The organism is Flagellatimonas centrodinii (assembly GCF_016918765.2).
In the GTDB taxonomy this organism is placed as follows: domain Bacteria; phylum Pseudomonadota; class Gammaproteobacteria; order Nevskiales; family Nevskiaceae; genus Polycyclovorans; species Polycyclovorans centrodinii.
This window is the reverse complement of the sequence record NZ_CP092104.1, coordinates 819,519-836,460: the sequence shown is the minus strand read 5'-3', so window position 1 is coordinate 836,460 and position 16,942 is coordinate 819,519. Positions and strand designations below refer to the sequence as shown.

General features: G+C 63.9%; 13 protein-coding genes. 10 read left to right on the top strand and 3 right to left on the bottom strand.

The window, feature by feature from the left end; genetic code table 11:
- Window positions 1-96: 96 nt before the first annotated feature.
- The 4 genes from JN531_RS04075 (at window position 97) to JN531_RS04060 (ending at window position 6,216) form a co-directional block, all read left to right on the top strand.
- Window positions 97-780, top strand: coding sequence for a heavy metal response regulator transcription factor (locus tag JN531_RS04075; protein WP_228347579.1), 684 nt, complete (start codon window positions 97-99; stop codon window positions 778-780).
- Window positions 770-2,179, top strand: a complete 1,410-nt coding sequence (locus JN531_RS04070) for a Cu(+)/Ag(+) sensor histidine kinase (protein WP_228347578.1) — start codon at window positions 770-772, stop codon at window positions 2,177-2,179. The genes JN531_RS04075 and JN531_RS04070 overlap by 11 nt, the downstream gene beginning before the upstream one ends.
- A gap of 138 nt (window positions 2,180-2,317) precedes the next feature.
- Window positions 2,318-4,648, top strand: coding sequence for a heavy metal translocating P-type ATPase (locus JN531_RS04065; protein WP_228347577.1), 2,331 nt, complete (start codon window positions 2,318-2,320; stop codon window positions 4,646-4,648).
- Between the two features lie 480 nt (window positions 4,649-5,128).
- Window positions 5,129-6,216, top strand: a protein-coding gene (locus JN531_RS04060) for an IS3 family transposase (RefSeq protein WP_228347576.1) whose coding sequence is annotated in 2 segments (ribosomal slippage) — window positions 5,129-5,381 and window positions 5,381-6,216 — 1,089 coding nt in all. Because the reading frame shifts where the segments join, the coding sequence is not laid out codon by codon here.
- Window positions 6,217-6,506: 290 nt separating this feature from the next.
- On the opposite strand, the gene JN531_RS04055 is transcribed toward JN531_RS04060, so the two are convergent.
- On the bottom strand, window positions 6,507-7,334 hold the full coding sequence (locus JN531_RS04055) for an OmpW/AlkL family protein (protein WP_228347575.1): 828 nt from the start codon (window positions 7,332-7,334) through the stop codon (window positions 6,507-6,509).
- A 293-nt stretch (window positions 7,335-7,627) separates the two neighbouring features.
- On the opposite strand from JN531_RS04055, the gene JN531_RS04050 reads away from it, so the two are divergent.
- The 4 genes from JN531_RS04050 to JN531_RS04035 are packed head-to-tail and all read left to right on the top strand — an operon-like array spanning window position 7,628 to window position 12,049.
- Window positions 7,628-9,874: a TonB-dependent receptor gene (locus JN531_RS04050; RefSeq protein ID WP_228347574.1), complete on the top strand. Its 2,247-nt coding sequence runs from the start codon at window positions 7,628-7,630 to the stop codon at window positions 9,872-9,874.
- Window positions 9,871-10,143: a hypothetical protein gene (locus tag JN531_RS04045; protein WP_228347573.1), complete on the top strand. Its 273-nt coding sequence runs from the start codon at window positions 9,871-9,873 to the stop codon at window positions 10,141-10,143. The genes JN531_RS04050 and JN531_RS04045 overlap by 4 nt, the downstream gene beginning before the upstream one ends.
- Before the next feature lie 9 nt (window positions 10,144-10,152).
- The gene (locus JN531_RS04040; RefSeq protein WP_228347572.1) at window positions 10,153-11,751 is read left to right on the top strand and encodes a PepSY-associated TM helix domain-containing protein; all 1,599 of its coding nucleotides are present in this window, start codon (window positions 10,153-10,155) and stop codon (window positions 11,749-11,751) included.
- On the top strand, window positions 11,741-12,049 hold the full coding sequence (locus JN531_RS04035) for a hypothetical protein (RefSeq protein ID WP_228347571.1): 309 nt from the start codon (window positions 11,741-11,743) through the stop codon (window positions 12,047-12,049). The genes JN531_RS04040 and JN531_RS04035 overlap by 11 nt, the downstream gene beginning before the upstream one ends.
- On the opposite strand, the gene metE is transcribed toward JN531_RS04035, so the two are convergent.
- Entirely contained in the window at window positions 11,991-14,327 is a 2,337-nt protein-coding gene (gene metE, locus JN531_RS04030) for a 5-methyltetrahydropteroyltriglutamate--homocysteine S-methyltransferase (protein ID WP_228347570.1), read from the bottom strand. The genes JN531_RS04035 and metE overlap by 59 nt on opposite strands.
- Before the next feature lie 96 nt (window positions 14,328-14,423).
- Between metE and JN531_RS04025 the strand changes: the two genes are divergently transcribed.
- Both JN531_RS04025 and JN531_RS04020 read left to right on the top strand, forming a co-directional pair.
- Window positions 14,424-15,320: a LysR family transcriptional regulator gene (locus tag JN531_RS04025; protein ID WP_228347569.1), complete on the top strand. Its 897-nt coding sequence runs from the start codon at window positions 14,424-14,426 to the stop codon at window positions 15,318-15,320.
- A 233-nt stretch (window positions 15,321-15,553) separates the two neighbouring features.
- Window positions 15,554-16,744, top strand: a complete 1,191-nt coding sequence (locus JN531_RS04020; RefSeq protein WP_228347568.1) for a tyrosine-type recombinase/integrase — start codon at window positions 15,554-15,556, stop codon at window positions 16,742-16,744.
- On the opposite strand, the gene JN531_RS04015 is transcribed toward JN531_RS04020, so the two are convergent.
- Window positions 16,713-16,913, bottom strand: coding sequence for a helix-turn-helix transcriptional regulator (locus JN531_RS04015; RefSeq protein WP_228347567.1), 201 nt, complete (start codon window positions 16,911-16,913; stop codon window positions 16,713-16,715). The genes JN531_RS04020 and JN531_RS04015 overlap by 32 nt on opposite strands.
- Between the last annotated feature and the right edge of the window lie 29 nt (window positions 16,914-16,942).

The window sequence follows — 16,942 nt, the reverse complement described above, 5'->3', positions numbered from 1 at the left end:
TCATCATTCTGGCAGGTCCAGCTAGATAAGCTGCTGGTTGAAGCCACCTGACCCGATTCCCCTGGAAGGCCCGGGCATCGCATGAGTAACACAACGATGAAACTGCTGGTTGTCGAAGACGAGAACAAGACGGCGGACTATGTTCGTCAGGGCCTTACGGAAGCAGGGTTTGTAGTTGACTTGGCGCGCAACGGGCTCGATGGTCACCACATGGCCATGACCGAAGCCTACGACCTGATCATGCTTGATGTCATGCTTCCTGATATAGACGGCTGGCGCATTCTGCAATCAATCAGAGCGGCCGGCAACCAGGTTCCGGTGTTGTTCCTGACCGCACGTGGCAATGTGGATGATCGCGTGCAGGGGCTGGAGCTGGGTGCCGATGATTACCTGATTAAGCCGTTCGTTTTTGCCGAGCTGCTTGCCCGTGTGCGCACTTTGCTGCGTCGCGGCGCCATGCCTATCCACCACGACCGCATGCAGATCGTGGATCTAGAACTGGACCTGGCTCGGCGGCGCGCGATCCGCGGCGGACGGCGTATCAATCTGACCAACAAGGAGTTCGCGCTGCTTGAGTTGTTGGCGCGTCGCCAGGGTGAAGTGTTGCCGCGCTCGCTGATCGCGTCCCAGGTCTGGGACATGAACTTCGACAGCGACACCAATGTGATCGATGTTGCGATTCGTCGGCTGCGGGCGAAGATCGATGATGACTTCGAGCCCAAGCTCATTCATACCGTCAGGGGCATGGGCTATACGCTGGATGTTCCGGATGACGAATAAGCCTGCTATCGCCCGCCGTCCAGCCTCACTCGCGCTGCGGATAACCTGGTTGGTCGGCCTGGCGATGCTGCTGGTATTTCTGATATTTAACTGGATCAGTGTCAAATCATTGGATCAGCACTTCGCCGAGATGGATGAAGAAGAGCTGAGGGTGATAGCCAGTTCGGTGATCCGAGCGCTAGGTGAGGTGCATGACAATAGCGATGCGCAGGCCTTGCAGCGTGCAGTCCGTGGGCACCATGGCGTCTACTACTATGTAGCCAATGCTGCTGGAGAAGCACTCTATGCTCCCAGAGGTGGTCCCGATCTGGCGCGCTTTGCCGCGAATGAGCGTCCTGTCGATCTCGCAAGTGAGCAGGAAATGTCAATATGGGAAGAAAACGGGACGCACTATCGCGGCGCTGTTTTACAGATCGGCGGCGATGACACCCTGAGTGAAAAGTACACGATAGCCGTTGCGATGGATATCGGTGTCCATCTCACATTCATCAGCAGTTTTAAACGCATCCAGTGGTGGACGGTCTGCGTCGTCATGTGCATCGTGATTCTGGTGGCCTGGAGTGCGGTTCGCTGGGGGCACAAACCGATTCGCAGGGCCAACGAAAAGATTCGAGCGATCACCTCTTCCAAGTTGTACATGCGATTGGACCCGAAGGAAGTACCGATCGAACTGGAAGAGACCATCGCCTCGTTCAACGCTATGCTCGGGCGCATCGAGGAGGGATACGCCCAGCTCGCCAATGTCTCCGCCGACATCGCCCATGAACTGCGCACGCCAGTCACCAACCTGACCACTCAGACGGAAGTGGCGGTGGGTCAGACCCGTTCCGCTGATGAGTACCGGGAAATTCTTTACTCGAACCTAGAGGAATTCGGGCGCCTGAATCGGATGATCAACGACATGCTGTTTCTGGCACAGACCGAGAACGCCCCGGACGATCTCTATCTGGAGACCGTGGATCTCACCGAAGCGACCCAGGGATTGTTCGAGTATTTCGAGGCATGGGTGGAAGATCGGGGTGTCTCGTTGCAGCTCAAGGGGCGCGCAGCACCGATACAGGCCGATCGAGAAATGCTTCGCCGCGCACTCAGCAATCTCCTTTCCAATGCGATCCGTTACACGCCGCGCGGCGCAAGCATTGCTGTTCGACTGCATCAAGATGTGGGAGCTACCACGATCAGTGTCGAAAACCCCGGACCAAAGATTCCGCGACAAGCATTATCTCGAGTCTTCGATCGCTTCTACCGCGTTGATCCTTCACGTCAGAGCAAAGGTGAAGGCGCGGGGTTGGGCCTGGTGATTGTCAAGACTATCGTCGAGGCGCACAAGGGTAGAGTCCATGCGGAGTCGGATGACAGCCTTACGCGCTTTGTCATCACGCTACCGCATACTTTTTGAAACCCTTTGTTTGCGACCAAAGCTAGGCTAAACGATGGGTAACCCGAAAAATATTGTATTCATCGCGACGCGCGGATGGGTTCGTGCTCGCACATTAAGTCGCGAAGTATCGCTTATTCCTGAAGAGGTCTTATAGTCATGGCGGAGAACAATGAACGGTCCCATAATCAGGCCGTAAAAAAACAGGACTTCGGGTCGCAGCTTACCGATCCTGTGTGCGGGATGAATGTAACAGAAGAGTCTCCCTATCACGTTGCACATGAAGAAAAGTCTTTTTATTTTTGTAGTGCAAAGTGTATGCACACGTTCGGAAGCGAGCCTGAGAAATTCACTGCACCGCGAAATAAAGAAGAACCTGTCGGACAAGTAGAGCCTGGCACAATCTACACTTGCCCGATGCATCCTGAAATTCAACAGGACCACCCCGGAAGCTGTCCGAAGTGCGGCATGGCACTTGAGCCGCTCATGCCCAGCCTCGATGACGACAATCCAGAACTAAAAGATTTTTCTCGACGATTTTGGTGGACGCTGCCTTTCACCATCGTGGTCACCGTGTTGGCGATGTTCGGTCCTCAGCTTGGCTGGTTCAACATGGACATGCAGACATGGATTGAGCTCGTACTGTCATTACCGGTGGTGCTATGGGCAGGGCAGCCATTTTTCGTACGCGGCTGGCAGTCTGTTATCAACCGCAGTCCCAACATGTGGACGCTCATTGGTTTGGGTACGGGAGCGGCATTCATCTACAGCACGATCGCAACGGTGGCTCCGGGTATTTTCCCCGAAACCTTCCAGTCGATGGGGCGCGTTGGCGTTTACTTCGAAGCTGCGGTGGTCATCATCTCACTAACCCTTTTTGGCCAGGTTCTCGAACTCCGCGCCCGATCGCAGACCTCCGCTGCTATCAGGTCATTGCTGGGTTTAGCACCCAAAACTGCCCGTCGTATCAATGCAGACGGAACTGAAGAGGATGTACCGCTGACGCATGTTCACGAAGGTGATCGCCTGCGAGTGCGACCCGGGGAAAAAGTACCCGTTGATGGGGTCGTCGAAGAAGGCAACAGCTCACTCGATGAATCCATGCTTACCGGAGAACCTATTCCAGTCAGCAAACGCCCCGGTGACAAAGTTATTGGCGGGACCATGAATACGTCCGGCGCGTTAGTGATACGAGCAGAAAAAGTAGGTTCAGCCACGGTACTGTCGCAAATTGTCCAACTTGTTGCACAAGCCCAGCGCTCTCGGGCGCCAATGCAGCGGATGGCTGACCTCGTGGCCGGCTACTTCGTGATGGCTGTGGTCGTGATCGCAATCACGACATTCTTTGTCTGGGGAGTTTTCGGCCCGCAGCCAAGTTGGGTCTATGGACTGATTAACGCAGTGGCTGTATTGATCATCGCCTGCCCTTGTGCGCTGGGGCTCGCTACGCCGATGTCTGTAATGGTGGTAACGGGCCGGGGAGCCACCCAGGGCGTGCTGTTCCGCGACGCCGCAGCAATAGAGAATTTGCGGAAAGTCGATACGCTCATCGTTGATAAGACGGGCACCTTGACTGAAGGCCGTCCAGTCTTCGATCAAGCCGTTTCCGCTGGCAACATGGACGCCGATGAAGTCCTACGAATTGCAGCCAGCTTGGATCAAGGTAGCGAACACCCCCTCGCCGATGCCATCGTCAGCGCCGCTCGCGAGCGCGGGCTGAATCTAAGCCCGGTGGAAGAATTTGAATCCGGCAGCGGTATCGGCGTGAGCGGTCGGGTGGATGGCAAACCGCTCGCGCTGGGTAACACCGCGGTCATGGAGCAGGAGAACGTCGACGTGGCCGAGCTGAGCGATACTGCCGAAAGTTTCCGAACCAGGGGTGCGAGCGTTATGTATCTGGCAGTGGACGGCAAACTCGCTGGCTTGTTGGCGGTTTCTGACCCCATCAAAGAAACCACCCCTGAGGCCGTGGACGCCCTGAAGGCAGCGGGGATCCGCATCATCATGGCCACTGGAGATGGCGTCTCTACAGCGAGGGCTGTTGCTGAACGGTTGGGCATCGACGAGATTATTGGTGAAGTGACCCCTAGCGACAAGCTCGATTTGGTAAATAAGCTTCAATCCGAAGGACGGATCGTTGCGATGGCGGGCGACGGCATCAATGATGCGCCGGCTCTGGCCAAGGCCAATGTCGGCATTGCCATGGGGACCGGAACTGATGTGGCCATGAACAGCGCGCAAGTCACATTGGTTAGGGGGGACCTGCGCGGTATTTCCACGGCTCGCTTCCTGTCGGAGAAGACCGTCCGCAATATGAAGCAGAACCTCGGCTTCGCATTTGTTTACAACGCGCTGGGTGTACCGCTTGCAGCAGGCGTCTTGTACCCGTTTGCGGGCCTTCTTCTTTCGCCGATGTTTGCCGCATTGGCTATGAGCTTGAGTTCGGCGTCAGTGGTGTTCAATGCCCTCCGGCTTCGCAGATCAACCTAAATAAAGCGACACCTTGAAACTAGCTAAGGCACATCAGGAATTCCTGCTAGCGCCAGATTGGTAGTTGGCAAGGACGCCAGCGCCGGCCAGAGTTGATAACGGTTGGCATGACTTCGTCTTCAAGCCATTGCCAGGCGATAGAGCTGTGCCGTTGTACCACCGCTTTGGCATGGTGAGCTTCCTCTTAGCGCTAGAGCCGCAGACCGCTGCCCGGCACCACGTGGGCCAAGGTATGAGAAAACGATAGACCGAGGGTATCTCGCACGCTTTCCCCTCTACGAATTTGTGTTTGGTCTGCGCAGATCGGGTTGGGCGACTAACGGACCAAGGAGCAAGTAAATGACTAACGACGCGCCGAGCCCGGCAGAAACTTATGAGCACTACCTCAGCCCCGCTATGGCTGATCCATTGGTAATCCCCCCACAGGATAGCGGCAGCCGGGAGTGGAATTTTCTCGTAACCTGAGTCGAGGAGGTTCCCATGCGGAAATCACGATTTACCGACAGCCAGATCATGGCGGTGTTGAAGCAGGCAGAAGGTGGCGCGCCCGTGCCTGAGCTGTGCCGGGAGCACGGCATCAGCTCGGCGACGTTCTACAAGTGGCGGTCGAAGTTCGGCGGCTTGGACGTCTCGCAGCTCACCCGGATGAAGGAGCTGGAGGACGAGAACCGGCGGCTGAAGAAGATGTACGCCGAGTCCCAGATGAGCGCGGAGCTGCTGAAGGAAGCGCTGTCAAAAAAATGGTGAGGCCATCTCAGCGCCGAGAGATGGCCCGATGGGCGGTAACTTCCAAGGCGATCAGCATCCGGCAGGCCTGTGTGACCTTTCAGGTCAGCGAGACCTGCTACCGGTACCAGGCCAAAGCCGAGCCTGAAAACGTGCGCATTGCCGATTGGCTGGTGCGGCTCACCAGTACCTACCGCAACTGGGGCTTTGGGCTGTGCTTCCTGTACCTGCGCAACGTCAAGGGGTTCGGGTGGAACCACAAGCGCGTCTACCGGATATATCGCGAACTGGAGCTCAATCTCCGCATCAAACCGAAGAAGCGGCTGCTGCGACAGCTGCCGCGGCCCCTGACAGTACCGCTGGCATGTAACGAGGTCTGGTCGATGGACTTCATGCACGACCAGCTCAGTGACGGCCGCAGCTTTCGGTTGTTCAACGTGCTGGATGACTACAACCGGGAAGGGCTCGGGATCGAAGTGGATCTATCGCTGCCATCGACACGGGTTATCCGCAGCCTGGAGCAGATCATCGAATGGCGCGGCACACCGCGGGTCCTGAGGTGCGACAACGGCCCGGAACTGATCAGTGGCGCGCTCATGACCTGGGCCAGGGAGAAAGGCATCCGCATCGAATACATCCAGCCGGGAAAGCCGCAGCAAAATGCCTATGTCGAGCGCTACAACCGAACCGTACGCTACGACTGGCTGAGTCAACACCTGTTTCACAGCATCGAGCAGGTGCAGCAATCCGCCACCGACTGGCTCTGGTCGTACAATCACGAAAGGCCAAATATGGCACTTGGTGGCATTACCCCCATGCAGCGGCTTGCTGCCGCTGCGTAGCTCCACTTCTGAATGCCGTTAAAAATGGGGGGATTACCATACGGCCCACGGTGGAAAGTGCGTGCCCTCTGCATGACCAGATTCTCTACGGAATGATGGTGATGGACATCGAGGGGGACGCGCAGCAGTGGGTATTGACGAACCCGGTTACGGGGTTCCACCTTGCGGCGCATGTCCTCAGGTAGTGCCTGGTCGGCTTGGGTTGGGTCAGCGAACGGTAGTGGGGCAGACTGCGTGATCCCGCTTTCTTCCGATAGGCCACAACCAAGCGAGCACGGCGCGATGCCATCTCAGAACCGATACCCCACAAGCAGCGTGACGTTCACCGGATGAAAGCGCAGCCGCGTGCGACTGCGGCCCAGCTCGGTGCCATCCGACGCCAACAGCCGGACCACGGCATCGGTTTCCAGCGCAATGAAGTCGAGGCCGGCGGACAGGCTCCACGTCTCAGTCAGATGCCATCGCACACCGACGCCAACGGCCGGTGCCAGCGTGGACTCGACCTTCGACACAAGTCGCGTCGGCCCGGGAATGCCGGCGGCGAGTGCCAGCGGCACCCCGAATCGCGCATTGGTTTCCGCCTCAAGGGTGTCGTTGAGTTCGGACTCGGTGAAGAAGGCGTAGGTGAAGCCCGCACTCAGGTAAGGGCGCCAGACCGCGTCTGCCGGGCCAAAGTGGTAACTGAGCAGCAACACCGGCACCCATTGGCGGGCGCTGCCCATGGGGTTGAAGCGGGGTTCGCTGAGGTCAATGCGTAGCAGGTTCCCGAGCGGGCCGGTGGCCTGCACGATGCCGCTGCCGTCGATGGCCGCTTTCGGCGGGTAGCCGAGCACCAGCTTTGCTGCCCAGTCGTCGGTGAGGAAGTACTGGCCGACGAGCCCGAAGGTGTTCACGGTATCCGCGTCAATGCGGACGCCCTCGCTGCTGAAGGCCGACGCCACGCCCAGCAGCGGGAACAGCGGATTCGGCCGCAGGGTGTTGCGAGGGGCGCCGTTGTCCACGTTCGGGACGCTGTGCAGCCAACCCGCTTCGATCAGGACGTCCCCGGCACGCTGGGCCCAGGCGGGCGCGGCCAGCAACAGGGTGGCGAGCAGGGCAGGTAGCAGCAAGAAGGGCAAAGGGTGGGGGGTCCGGGCAGGCACCCCCGCAGGCTACACGCGGGCGTTCGTCAGTGTTGCGCCGCGCCGTCGTGGTCGACACCGACACCGACACCGATACCGGCTGCCGCGCTGGCCATGGGCCGCGGTGGCGGTGCTGATGTGGCGGATGCCGTTGAAATCGCTGTCGAAGAGGACCTGACCGCTTGCCGACCGTAGTTGCGAATCGTTAACATTTGCGCTTCTGGGGCGGGAGTTGGTCCGGCCCGATCTGACACACGGCCGCAGGTGCGGCCGGATCATCGGGGGCGGGAATGGCGAAGCGGCAATGGCAGCGCGAAGTGTGGTGGCTGGTGGCCTGTGCCTGGAGCCTACCGCTGGCGGCGCAGCCCGAGCCGACGCCCGCCCCCTACGACGACACGATCCCGGTGGCACCGCTGGTCGACGAGGGCGCACCCGACGACGCGGCGACCGCCATCGACACCCTGGTGGTCTACGGCGAGAAGCTGGGCCGTAGCCTCAACGAGACCGCCAGCAGTGTCGGTGTCGTGACCCGCGAGGACCTGGCCGCCGGCAGCGAGGCGGACATGCGCAGTGTGGTCACCCAGTTCGGCAATGTGGTGGCGGCCGGTGGCGACCGCGAGATCGCCATCCGCGGCATTCCGCTCACCGGCATCGGCGGCGAAGGCGAGACCATCAGCGTCTATCTCGACGGGGTTGCCCTGCCGCCGCAGGCGGCGCGTTTCGCCGGGCCGCTCAGTGCCTGGGACCTGGAGCAGGTCGAGGTGCTGCGGGGGGCGCAGTCCACCAACCAGGGTCGCAACAGTCTGGCCGGCTCGGTGGTGTTGCAGTCGCGCGACCCCACGCCCTACTGGGATGCCCGCCTGCGCGCTGGCGTGATGAGCCGCGATGGCCACGACTACGCGCTGGCCGGCGGCGGGCCGCTGGGCGAGACCCTGCGCTTCCGCATCAGTGCGCAGGACCGGTACGACAACGGCGACATCGTCAATACCACCCGCAATGAGGATGACGCCGGCCGCGAGGACACCCGCAGTGTCCGCGGCAGTCTGCTGTGGGCGCCGGCCGCCGTGCCGGGCTACCGCGCCCGCTACGGGTTTGCCCGCGCCGACAACGAATTTGGCGATCCGCTGCACGACAGTTCCGGCGGCGAGCGTACCGAAACCTCCAACGTGCGCGGCAACGAGAATGACATCACCACCCTGCACAGCCTGCAGCAGACGTTGCCGCTGGGCGGCGGCTGGCGCGCCGAGGCGGTGAGCGGCTGGGTGCAGATCGAGAATCTGTACACCATCGATTTCGATCGTTCGGCTGACGATGGCGGATCCTCCGACAACACGCTGGGCGAGCGGATCATCAGCCAGGAAGTGCGGGTTCACTACGAGGGGCCAAGGCTGCGGACCGTGGTGGGCGCCTACTACGCCGACAGCGACAAGACCACCGGGACCCTCGGCCGCGATGTCGCCACCGCCGGCGGCCTGGTGTTGCTGAACGGCACCATCGATTCGTGGAGCGAGGTGCGCACGCAGGCGCTGTTTGCCGAGGCCGATTGGGACGTCGCCCCCCATTGGCGCCTGACGGCGGGGGTTCGGTTCAATGACGAGCGCTCGCAGCGCCACGATGCCTCGGAGCTGGGGCTGACCGTCACCGGCAGCATCCCCGGCCTGCCGATCACCCTGCCCGTCGGCATGCCGTTGCCGGAGGTCACCAGCGATCTGCTGGCGGTGCTGTTGCCGCAGTTCGTACCGCCGGACTACGTCGCCGACGGTGCCGAGAACAATACCGACCTGCTGCCCAAGCTCGGGATCAGCTGGCTGCCCAGCGACGACACCACGCTGGCGCTGACCTATCAGGAAGGCTACCGATCGGGCGGCACCAGCGTGTCGTTCTTCGGCGGCAACGTCAGCCCCTACCGGCCGGAGTACACCCGTACCGTTGAACTGGCCTACCGCGGCCGCTGGCAGGACCGTCAACTTCGGCTCAATGCCAACCTGTTCTACACCGACTGGCGGGACCAGCAGGTCACCATCGGCGAGACCTCCGGTTTCGAAACCGTCACCGAGAACGCCGGCCGCTCGCATCTGTTCGGGCTGGAAACCGAGGCGCTGTGGGCCTTCGATGCGCCAGTTGATGTCTTCCTGAGTGCCGGGCTGCTGCGTACCGAGTTCGATGAATTCGTCAATGACGGCGAGGACTACGCCGACAACCGCTTCCCCTACGCGCCGGAGTACACCGTCGGTGCCGGCCTGACCCTGCGTGAATGGCGTCGGTTCAGCGGTCAGCTCAGTGTCAACCACATCGGCGCGCTGTTCAGTGACCCGGACAATGATCCGCAGTCGGAAGCGCCCGCCCGCACCCTCGTCAATGCGCGCCTCGGCTACCGGCTGCCGTCGGGGTTCAGTGTCGCCGTGTATGGCCGCAACCTCACCGATGATCTCAATCGGCAGGGCGCGCTGGTGTCCGGCAGCCGCATCGCCTCGCGTTATGGCGAACCCCGCAGCGCCGGCGTGCTGCTGGAGTGGCAATACGGAGCAGGGTCGTGACCGTCGGCAGTCGTTGGCCGCGCTGGCTGCTGGCCGGACCCGTGGTGTTCGCGGTGGCCGGACTGGTGATGGCGGGCGGCGCCCTGTGGGTGCCGACGGGGCCGGCGCAGATCGACAATATCGTGCTGCCCATCGTGTTGTTTCCCGCCATCTGGGCAGTGCTGTTCTTCTACGCCAGCTTGGATCGTCGCCTTGGCCGCGCCTACGCCATCGTGCTCGGCCTGGGGCTGGTGCATGCCGTGATGATCACCGTCCATCTGATGCCCTGAGGACCGCGCATGTTCAAACTTTCACAGGCGCGTACCAAAACGCTGTTGGCGATCCATGGTGGCAGTGCGGTGGGGCTCGGGTTGCTGCTGTACGCCGTGATCGTCACCGGTGTCGCCTCGGTGTTCTCGGACGAGATCGGCGATTGGTCCAGCCCGCTGCCGCAGGCGGTGGGCGATCCGTTCGTGCCGGGCACCGACGCCCTGGTGCGGACGCTGGCCAGTGATATTGATCCGCGGTACGCCGATGAGTTGACCCTGTTCCCGTCTGCCGGAGGCCGGTTGGCGGCGTTCTTCCACACCCATGAAGAAGACGCCGACGGACATCCCGAGGAAGTGGGCGTGCTGGCCCACTTCGACCCCCTGCGCCGCCAGCGTCTGGCGTTGCGCGAAGGGTCGGTGGCCACGCTGTTCGAAGGCGACCGTGACAACGCGCTGGCGCAGTTCATGGTGGACCTGCATGTGCGCCTGCACCTGCCGCACCCCTGGGGGCTGCTGCTGACCGGTGTGCTGGGGCTGGCGATGCTGGTGGCGGCGGTCACCGGTTTCGTGCTGCACCGTCATCTGATCCGCGAGCTGTTCACCCTGCGCCGGCGTGGCGATGCCTTGCTGACCGCGCGGGATGCGCATGTCATTGCCGGGACCTGGAATCTGCCGTTCGCCTTCCTGCTGGCCTTCACCGGCAGCTATTTCAGTTTCGGCAGTGCCTTCGGCATTCCGGCGATGGCGATGATTGCCTTCGAGGGCGACCAGGAGCGCCTGATCGAAACCGTGATCGGCGAACCGCCCGGCGACGATCCGCGGCCGGCGGCCATGGCCGATCTCGATGCCATGATCGCTGATGCGCGTGAGCGCAGCGGCGCCGCACCGGCCTTCGTGCAGGTGGCGCACTGGGGGCGGGCCGATGCGCAGGTGACGATTTTCGCCGACTACCGGCCGGGGGCCCTCACCGGGCCGACCTACCTGTATCGGGGGGCAACCGGCGACTTCCTGCGGACCAAGCCGGTCCTCGGCCAGGCGCCGTCGATGGGCAGCACGCTGTTCGAGCTGATGACACCGCTGCATTTCGGCAACTTTGCCGGGGTGTTCTCCAAGGTGCTGTGGTTCGCGCTCGGCTTCGCCGGCGCCTACGTCAGCTTCACCGGCCTGCGGCTGTGGACTCAGCGCCGACAGGACCAGCCCGGATGGGCGCCACTGGCGCGGGCCACCTTGTGGGTCGGCTACGGCTTGCCGCTGGCGTTGGTCGCCGCGGCCTGGGGCTACTTCCCGGCGCGTCAGGTCGGAGGTGAGGTGGAGACCGCCATGTTCACCGCCTTTTTTTCCGCCGCAGCGCTGGCGGCCTGGCCGGCCTGGCGATGGCCGGCGGCCCGGGCGCGACGGGTGCTGCTGGCCCTCAACGGGCTGGCGCTGCTGGGCTTGCCGCTGCTGCGCCTGCTGTCGGGTGGGCCGGGCTGGGAGCGGGCGATGACCGGCGGATTGCTTGACCTGTTGGCGCTGGATCTCGCCCTCACGCTGGGCGGCCTGCTCTGCCTTTGGGCGGCGCGCCGCCGGCCGCCGCCACCGGCGGCGGTGGTCGCCGACGCGCAGGCGGGGGTGGCCCATGAACACTGAGGCGCTGGCCGGCCTCGCGCTGGCCTTCAGCCTGCTGGCACTGGCCTGGCTGGGCTGGCGTGACCCCAAGCGCCGCCGCAGTCTCGGCCGGTCGGGTCGGGCCGGCGTGGCCGAGCGCCGGGGCCTGACGCTGCTGGCCTTGCTGCCGGGAGCGGCGCTGGCAGTGGCCGGCGCCTGGCCGGCATGGCTGCTGTGGCTCGGCGGACTCGCCGTCGGCGGCTGGGGCCTGGTGCTGGGCTTCAGCCGCAATCACGACGCCAGCCCACCGGGGCTGTCCGGTCTTCGCGACGGGGACTGACGGCCGCCGGATGTTCGAAGCGGTCGGCTCTTGCGGCATGAGCGGCCGCCACCATCGCCCGCAGCGCCGCTTCGGTTTCCGGCCAGCCGCGGGTTTTGAGGCCGCAGTCGGGGTTCACCCACAGCCGTTCGGCGGGGATGACCGCCAGCGCGCGGTCCAGCAGTGCCTGCATCTCCTCGCCCGAGGGCACGCGCGGCGAGTGGATATCGTAGAGGCCCGGGCCGATGTCGTTGGGGTAACGGAAATCGGCGAAGCCCTCCAGCAGTTTCATCTTGCCGCGCGAGGTTTCGATGGTGATGACATCGGCGTCCAGCGCCGCGATGGCGGGCAGGATGTCGTTGAACTCGGAGTAGCACATGTGGGTGTGGATCTGGGTGTCGTCGCGCACGCCGGCGGCAGTGATGCGGAAGGCGCGCACGGCCCAGTCGAGGTAGGCCGGCCAGTCGGCCTGCTTCAGCGGCAAGCCTTCGCGCAGGGTCGGTTCGTCGATCTGGATGACGCGGATGCCGGCGGCTTCCAGGTCCACCACCTCGTCGCGCAGGGCCAGAGCCAGTTGCAGCGCCACCTCGTGCCGCGGCAGGTCGTCGCGCACGAAACTCCAGAACAGCATCGTCAGCGGACCGCTGAGCATGCCCTTCATCGGCTTGTCGGTGAGGCGCTGCGCGTACTGTGACCACGCCACCGTCATCGGCTTCGGCCGGGAGACGTCGCCGTGGATCACCGGCGGCTTGACGCAGCGCGAGCCGTAGCTCTGCACCCAGCCGAAGCGGGTGAAGGCATAGCCGTCGAGCTGCTCGCCGAAGTACTCGACCATGTCGTTGCGCTCGGGTTCGCCGTGCACCAGCACGTCCAGCCCCAGCGCTTCCTGCCGGTCGACCACCTCGCGGATCTCCGCCTGCATGGCGGTGATGTATTCGGCCTCACCGATGCGCCCGGCCTTGAAGGCGGCGCGTGTTGCCCGGATCTCGGCCGTCTGGGGAAAGGAGCCGATGGTGGTGGTGGGCAGCGGCGGCAGCTTCAACCGCGCCTGCTGGGCGGCGATGCGGGTGGGGAAGGGAGACTGACGGCGGGTATCCGCGTCGGTCAGCGCGGCGACGCGGTTGCGTACGGCAGCCACCTGCGTACTGGGCGCCGAGCGACGGTCCTCGATCGCCCGGGCCGCGGCGTACAGCGCCGGCCACACCGCCGCCTCGCCTTCATCCAGTGCGCGCTTGAGGGTGTTCAGCTCGGTCAGCTTCTGGTTGGCAAAGGCCATCCACGCCTTGATGCGCGGATCGAGCTGGTCCTCCTGGTCGAGATCGTGGGGCACATGCAGCAGCGAGCAGGAGGCGGACAGCCACAGTCGGTCCCCCAGGCGGGCCTTCAGCGGGTGCAGCCGCGCTAGGGCGCGGGTGAGATCGGTGCGCCACAGGTTGCGGCCGTCGACCACACCCAGGGACAGCACCCGGTCCGCCGGCCCGTGTTCGAGGAAGGTGTCGAGCTGGTCGGGCGCGCGCACCAGATCGAGATGCAGGCCGGCGATCGGCAGCGCCGCCAGCACCTCGGCATGGGCGGCGACATCGCCGAAGTAGGTGGCCAGCAGGATCGGCGGTGCGGCGGGCGCCAGTTCGCCGTACACCACCGGCAGGGCGGCGACCCACTCGGGCGGCAGGTCCAGCGACAGGATCGGCTCATCGAGCTGCAGCCAGGCCACGCCGCGCGCCTTCAGCGCTTCGGCGACAGCGTAGTAGACGTTGAGGAGTGGGGACAGCAGGTCCAGCTTGTTGAAGCCGGCAGGGGCGCTGGCCAGCCACAGCCAGGTCAGCGGGCCGGGCAGCACCACCTTGACCGGGTGGCCGGTGGCCAGCGCTTCATCGACCTCGGGAAACAGCCACTCGCGGTTCAGCGCGAAGCGGCTGTCCGGGCCCAGCTCGGGTACCAGATAGTGGTAGTTGGTATCGAACCACTTCTTCATGGCCAGGGCCGGCTGCGCGGGGGTGCCGCGGGCCATGGCGAAGTAGCCGGCGAGATCCACCCGTTCGCCCAGACCGAAGCGCGCCGGCGCCGCAGAGCACAGTGCGGTGACGGTGTGCAGGTGGTCGTACCAGGCGAAGTCGCCGACGCTCACGTAGTCCAGCCCGGCGGCCCGCTGCAGTTCCCAGTGACGGGCGCGCAGTTCGCGCCCCACGGCCTGCAGGCCGTCGGCGTCGAGCGCGCCGCGCCAGTGGTCCTCCAGCGCGCGCTTGAGTTCACGGCGGGCGCCGATGCGGGGAAAGCCGAGGATGTGGGTGGTGGTCATGGCCGGATCCGGATGTTGCGTCAGGGGCCGGCATGGTCAGCGCTGAAAAGATATTATTCAATCTCAAAGTTTTTACATTTTTCATGAGATTGATTCATGTCATCGCCGCTCGAGCTCCGCCATCTGCACACCCTGATCGCGCTCAACGAGGCCGGCACCCTGGCCAAGGCGGCGGCGCGGGTGTTTGTCACCCAGTCGGCGCTGTCCCACCAGATCCGGGTGCTGGAAGACCATTTCGGCGTGCCCCTGTTCGAGCGCAACACCCGGCCGTTGCGTTTTACCCAGGCGGGGCAGCGACTGCTGCGCGCGGCCCGCGAGGTGACGGCGCTGACCGCCGCCGCCGAGCGGGATGTCGCGCAATGGGTGTCCGGCCGCAGCGGTGAACTGCGGGTGGCGGTGGAGTGCCACACCTGCTTCGACTGGCTGATGCCGGCGATGGATGCCTTCCGAGAGCACTGGCCGGAGGTGGAGCTGGATCTGGTGAGTGGCTTCCATACCGAGCCGGTGACCCTGATCGAGCAGGGCAAGGCCGACTTTGCGGTGTTGCACGATCTGCCACCGCATCGCCCCGGCATCGTCACCGCGCCGCTGTTCGACTACGAGACGCTGGCGATTCTGGCGCCGGGCCATGCGCTGGCCGGCAAGCGCTGGCTGCGGCCGGAGGACGTGGCGGCGGAGACCTTGATCAGCTATCCGGTGGAGGACGACATGCTCGACGTGGTGCGCCACTTTCTGGCGCCGGCCGGGCTGCGACCGAAGCGACGCAATGCCGAACTCACGGTGGCCATCCTGCAGCTGGTGGCCAGCGGCCGCGGCATTGCCGCCCTGCCGGCGTGGAGCGTGGCGCCGTATCTGGCGCGCGGCTATGTGATCGGCAAGCCGCTGGGGCCCAAGGGCCTGCGCTGCGAGCTGCATGCCGCCATGCCCGAGAGCCTGGCGGCGCGGCCTTACCTGCGGGACTTTCTTGCCGAGGTGCGGCGGCAGTCCGGTTGAAGCGGCACGGCGGGGTAGAATCGCGCCCGAAAAGTTCGCCGGGCGCCCCCATGCTGTTGATGATCGATAACTGACATTCGCGTTCGCCCTCGTTCGTAGCGGTTCGCAAGGCCCGTCGAAACCTGGTCATTCTGGGCCTTTGGTGTTCGCAGCGGTTCGCATAGGTTCGCCTCTATCCGGGATGATTTGCGGTATCGTCTGCGGTATCGACCCCAACCGCAGCCCGATACCGTATGCCGCTGACCGACGTGCAGATCCGCAAGGCGAAGCCAGCGGACAAGCCCTACAAGCTGGCTGACCAGCAGAGCCTGTACCTTGAGGTGCGTCCCAGTGGCGTGAAGTTGTGGCGGTACGGGTACAGCATCGCCGGCAAGCGCAACACGTTCGCAGTCGGTGCCTACCCTGAGCTGTCCCTGGCCGATGCGCGCGCCAAGCATGGCGAGGCCCGGGCACTGGTGCGCCAGGGCATCCACCCGGCCCATGAGCGGGCCCGGCAAGTGGCCCAGCAGGTGGGGGAGAACGCGGACACGTTTCAGGCGCTGGCCGAACTGTGGCAGCAGGCGCACCAAGGGACCTGGAGCCCTTATTACGCAAACCAGGTTCGGACGGCCATGGTGAAGGACGTTTACCCGCGGATCGGCCGCCGGCCGATCAGGTCGGTGACCTCCGCCGAGGTGCTGGTGATCCTGGACGCGGTGGCCGGCCGGGGTGCGAAGACGGTTGCCATCAACATCCGCCAGTGGATCTCGGCGGTCTACGGCTACGCTGCTGCTCGGCTGAAGGCTGATGCTGATCCGGCGGCCCTGCTGCGGCGCACCGTGAAGCGGGACGAGATCGAGCACGCCGAGAACATTGGCGAGGACGGGTTGCGGCAGTTCCTGGCGGCCCTGGACAGCTATGGCGGCAATCGGACGACGTGCATCGCTATCGAGATGATGGTGATGCTGTGGCCGCGCACGGCCGAGATGCGAAAGGCGCGGTGGCCGGACATCGATCTCGATGCCGCGCTCTGGCGGCCGCCGGTTGGGACAATGAAAAAGCGCCGGCGGCACCTGGTACCTCTGCCGCGGCAAATGGTGGGGCTGCTGCGGGAGCTGCATGGCATCACCGGCGCTGGTGAGCACCTGTTCCCCAGCATGCGCCGGCCGCGAACGCCGATAAGCGCCACTACGGTGAACCGGGCGCTCGAGTACATGGGCCTTCCGATGAGTGGCCACGACTTCCGGGCTACGGCGGCGACGATACTTCGGGAAATGGGATGGGATGGCGCCTGGGTAGAGGTGCAGCTTGCCCATGCGCCGCGGTCGCGCACGCAGGCGGCCTATGACCATGCGAAGTACCTGCAGCAACGCAGGGAGATGATGCAGGCTTGGGCGGACTACCTGGATACGCTCAGGCCTCGGCCGAATCCCGAGACTCAATGATTGCCGTGATCCATGCCTCAACCTCGGACTCGACCCACAGCGATAGCGGGCCGATCTTTACCGGCTTGGGGAAGTCGCCTTCGCCCATCAGTTCGTAGATCTTGGTTTTGCCGAGACCTGTACGAGACTTGACGTCGGTGAGCCGTAGCAAGGTGGGGTGCTGTTCCATTTAAGAAGTGTTATTGATGCTGGGGCACC

Bases quoted from the DNA above. Each gene is read 5' to 3' on its own strand.
- metE (WP_228347570.1), bottom strand. From the start codon at position 14,327: ATGACCACCACCCACATCCTCGGCTTTCCCCGCATCGGCGCCCGCCGT.
- JN531_RS04035 (WP_228347571.1), top strand. From the start codon at position 11,741: ATGAACACTGAGGCGCTGGCCGGCCTCGCGCTGGCCTTCAGCCTGCTG.
- JN531_RS04075 (WP_228347579.1), top strand. From the start codon at position 97: ATGAAACTGCTGGTTGTCGAAGACGAGAACAAGACGGCGGACTATGTT.
- JN531_RS04065 (WP_228347577.1), top strand. From the start codon at position 2,318: ATGGCGGAGAACAATGAACGGTCCCATAATCAGGCCGTAAAAAAACAG.
- JN531_RS04050 (WP_228347574.1), top strand. From the start codon at position 7,628: ATGGCGAAGCGGCAATGGCAGCGCGAAGTGTGGTGGCTGGTGGCCTGT.
- JN531_RS04070 (WP_228347578.1), top strand. From the start codon at position 770: ATGACGAATAAGCCTGCTATCGCCCGCCGTCCAGCCTCACTCGCGCTG.
- JN531_RS04020 (WP_228347568.1), top strand. From the start codon at position 15,554: ATGCCGCTGACCGACGTGCAGATCCGCAAGGCGAAGCCAGCGGACAAG.
- JN531_RS04025 (WP_228347569.1), top strand. From the start codon at position 14,424: ATGTCATCGCCGCTCGAGCTCCGCCATCTGCACACCCTGATCGCGCTC.
- JN531_RS04040 (WP_228347572.1), top strand. From the start codon at position 10,153: ATGTTCAAACTTTCACAGGCGCGTACCAAAACGCTGTTGGCGATCCAT.
- JN531_RS04015 (WP_228347567.1), bottom strand. From the start codon at position 16,913: ATGGAACAGCACCCCACCTTGCTACGGCTCACCGACGTCAAGTCTCGT.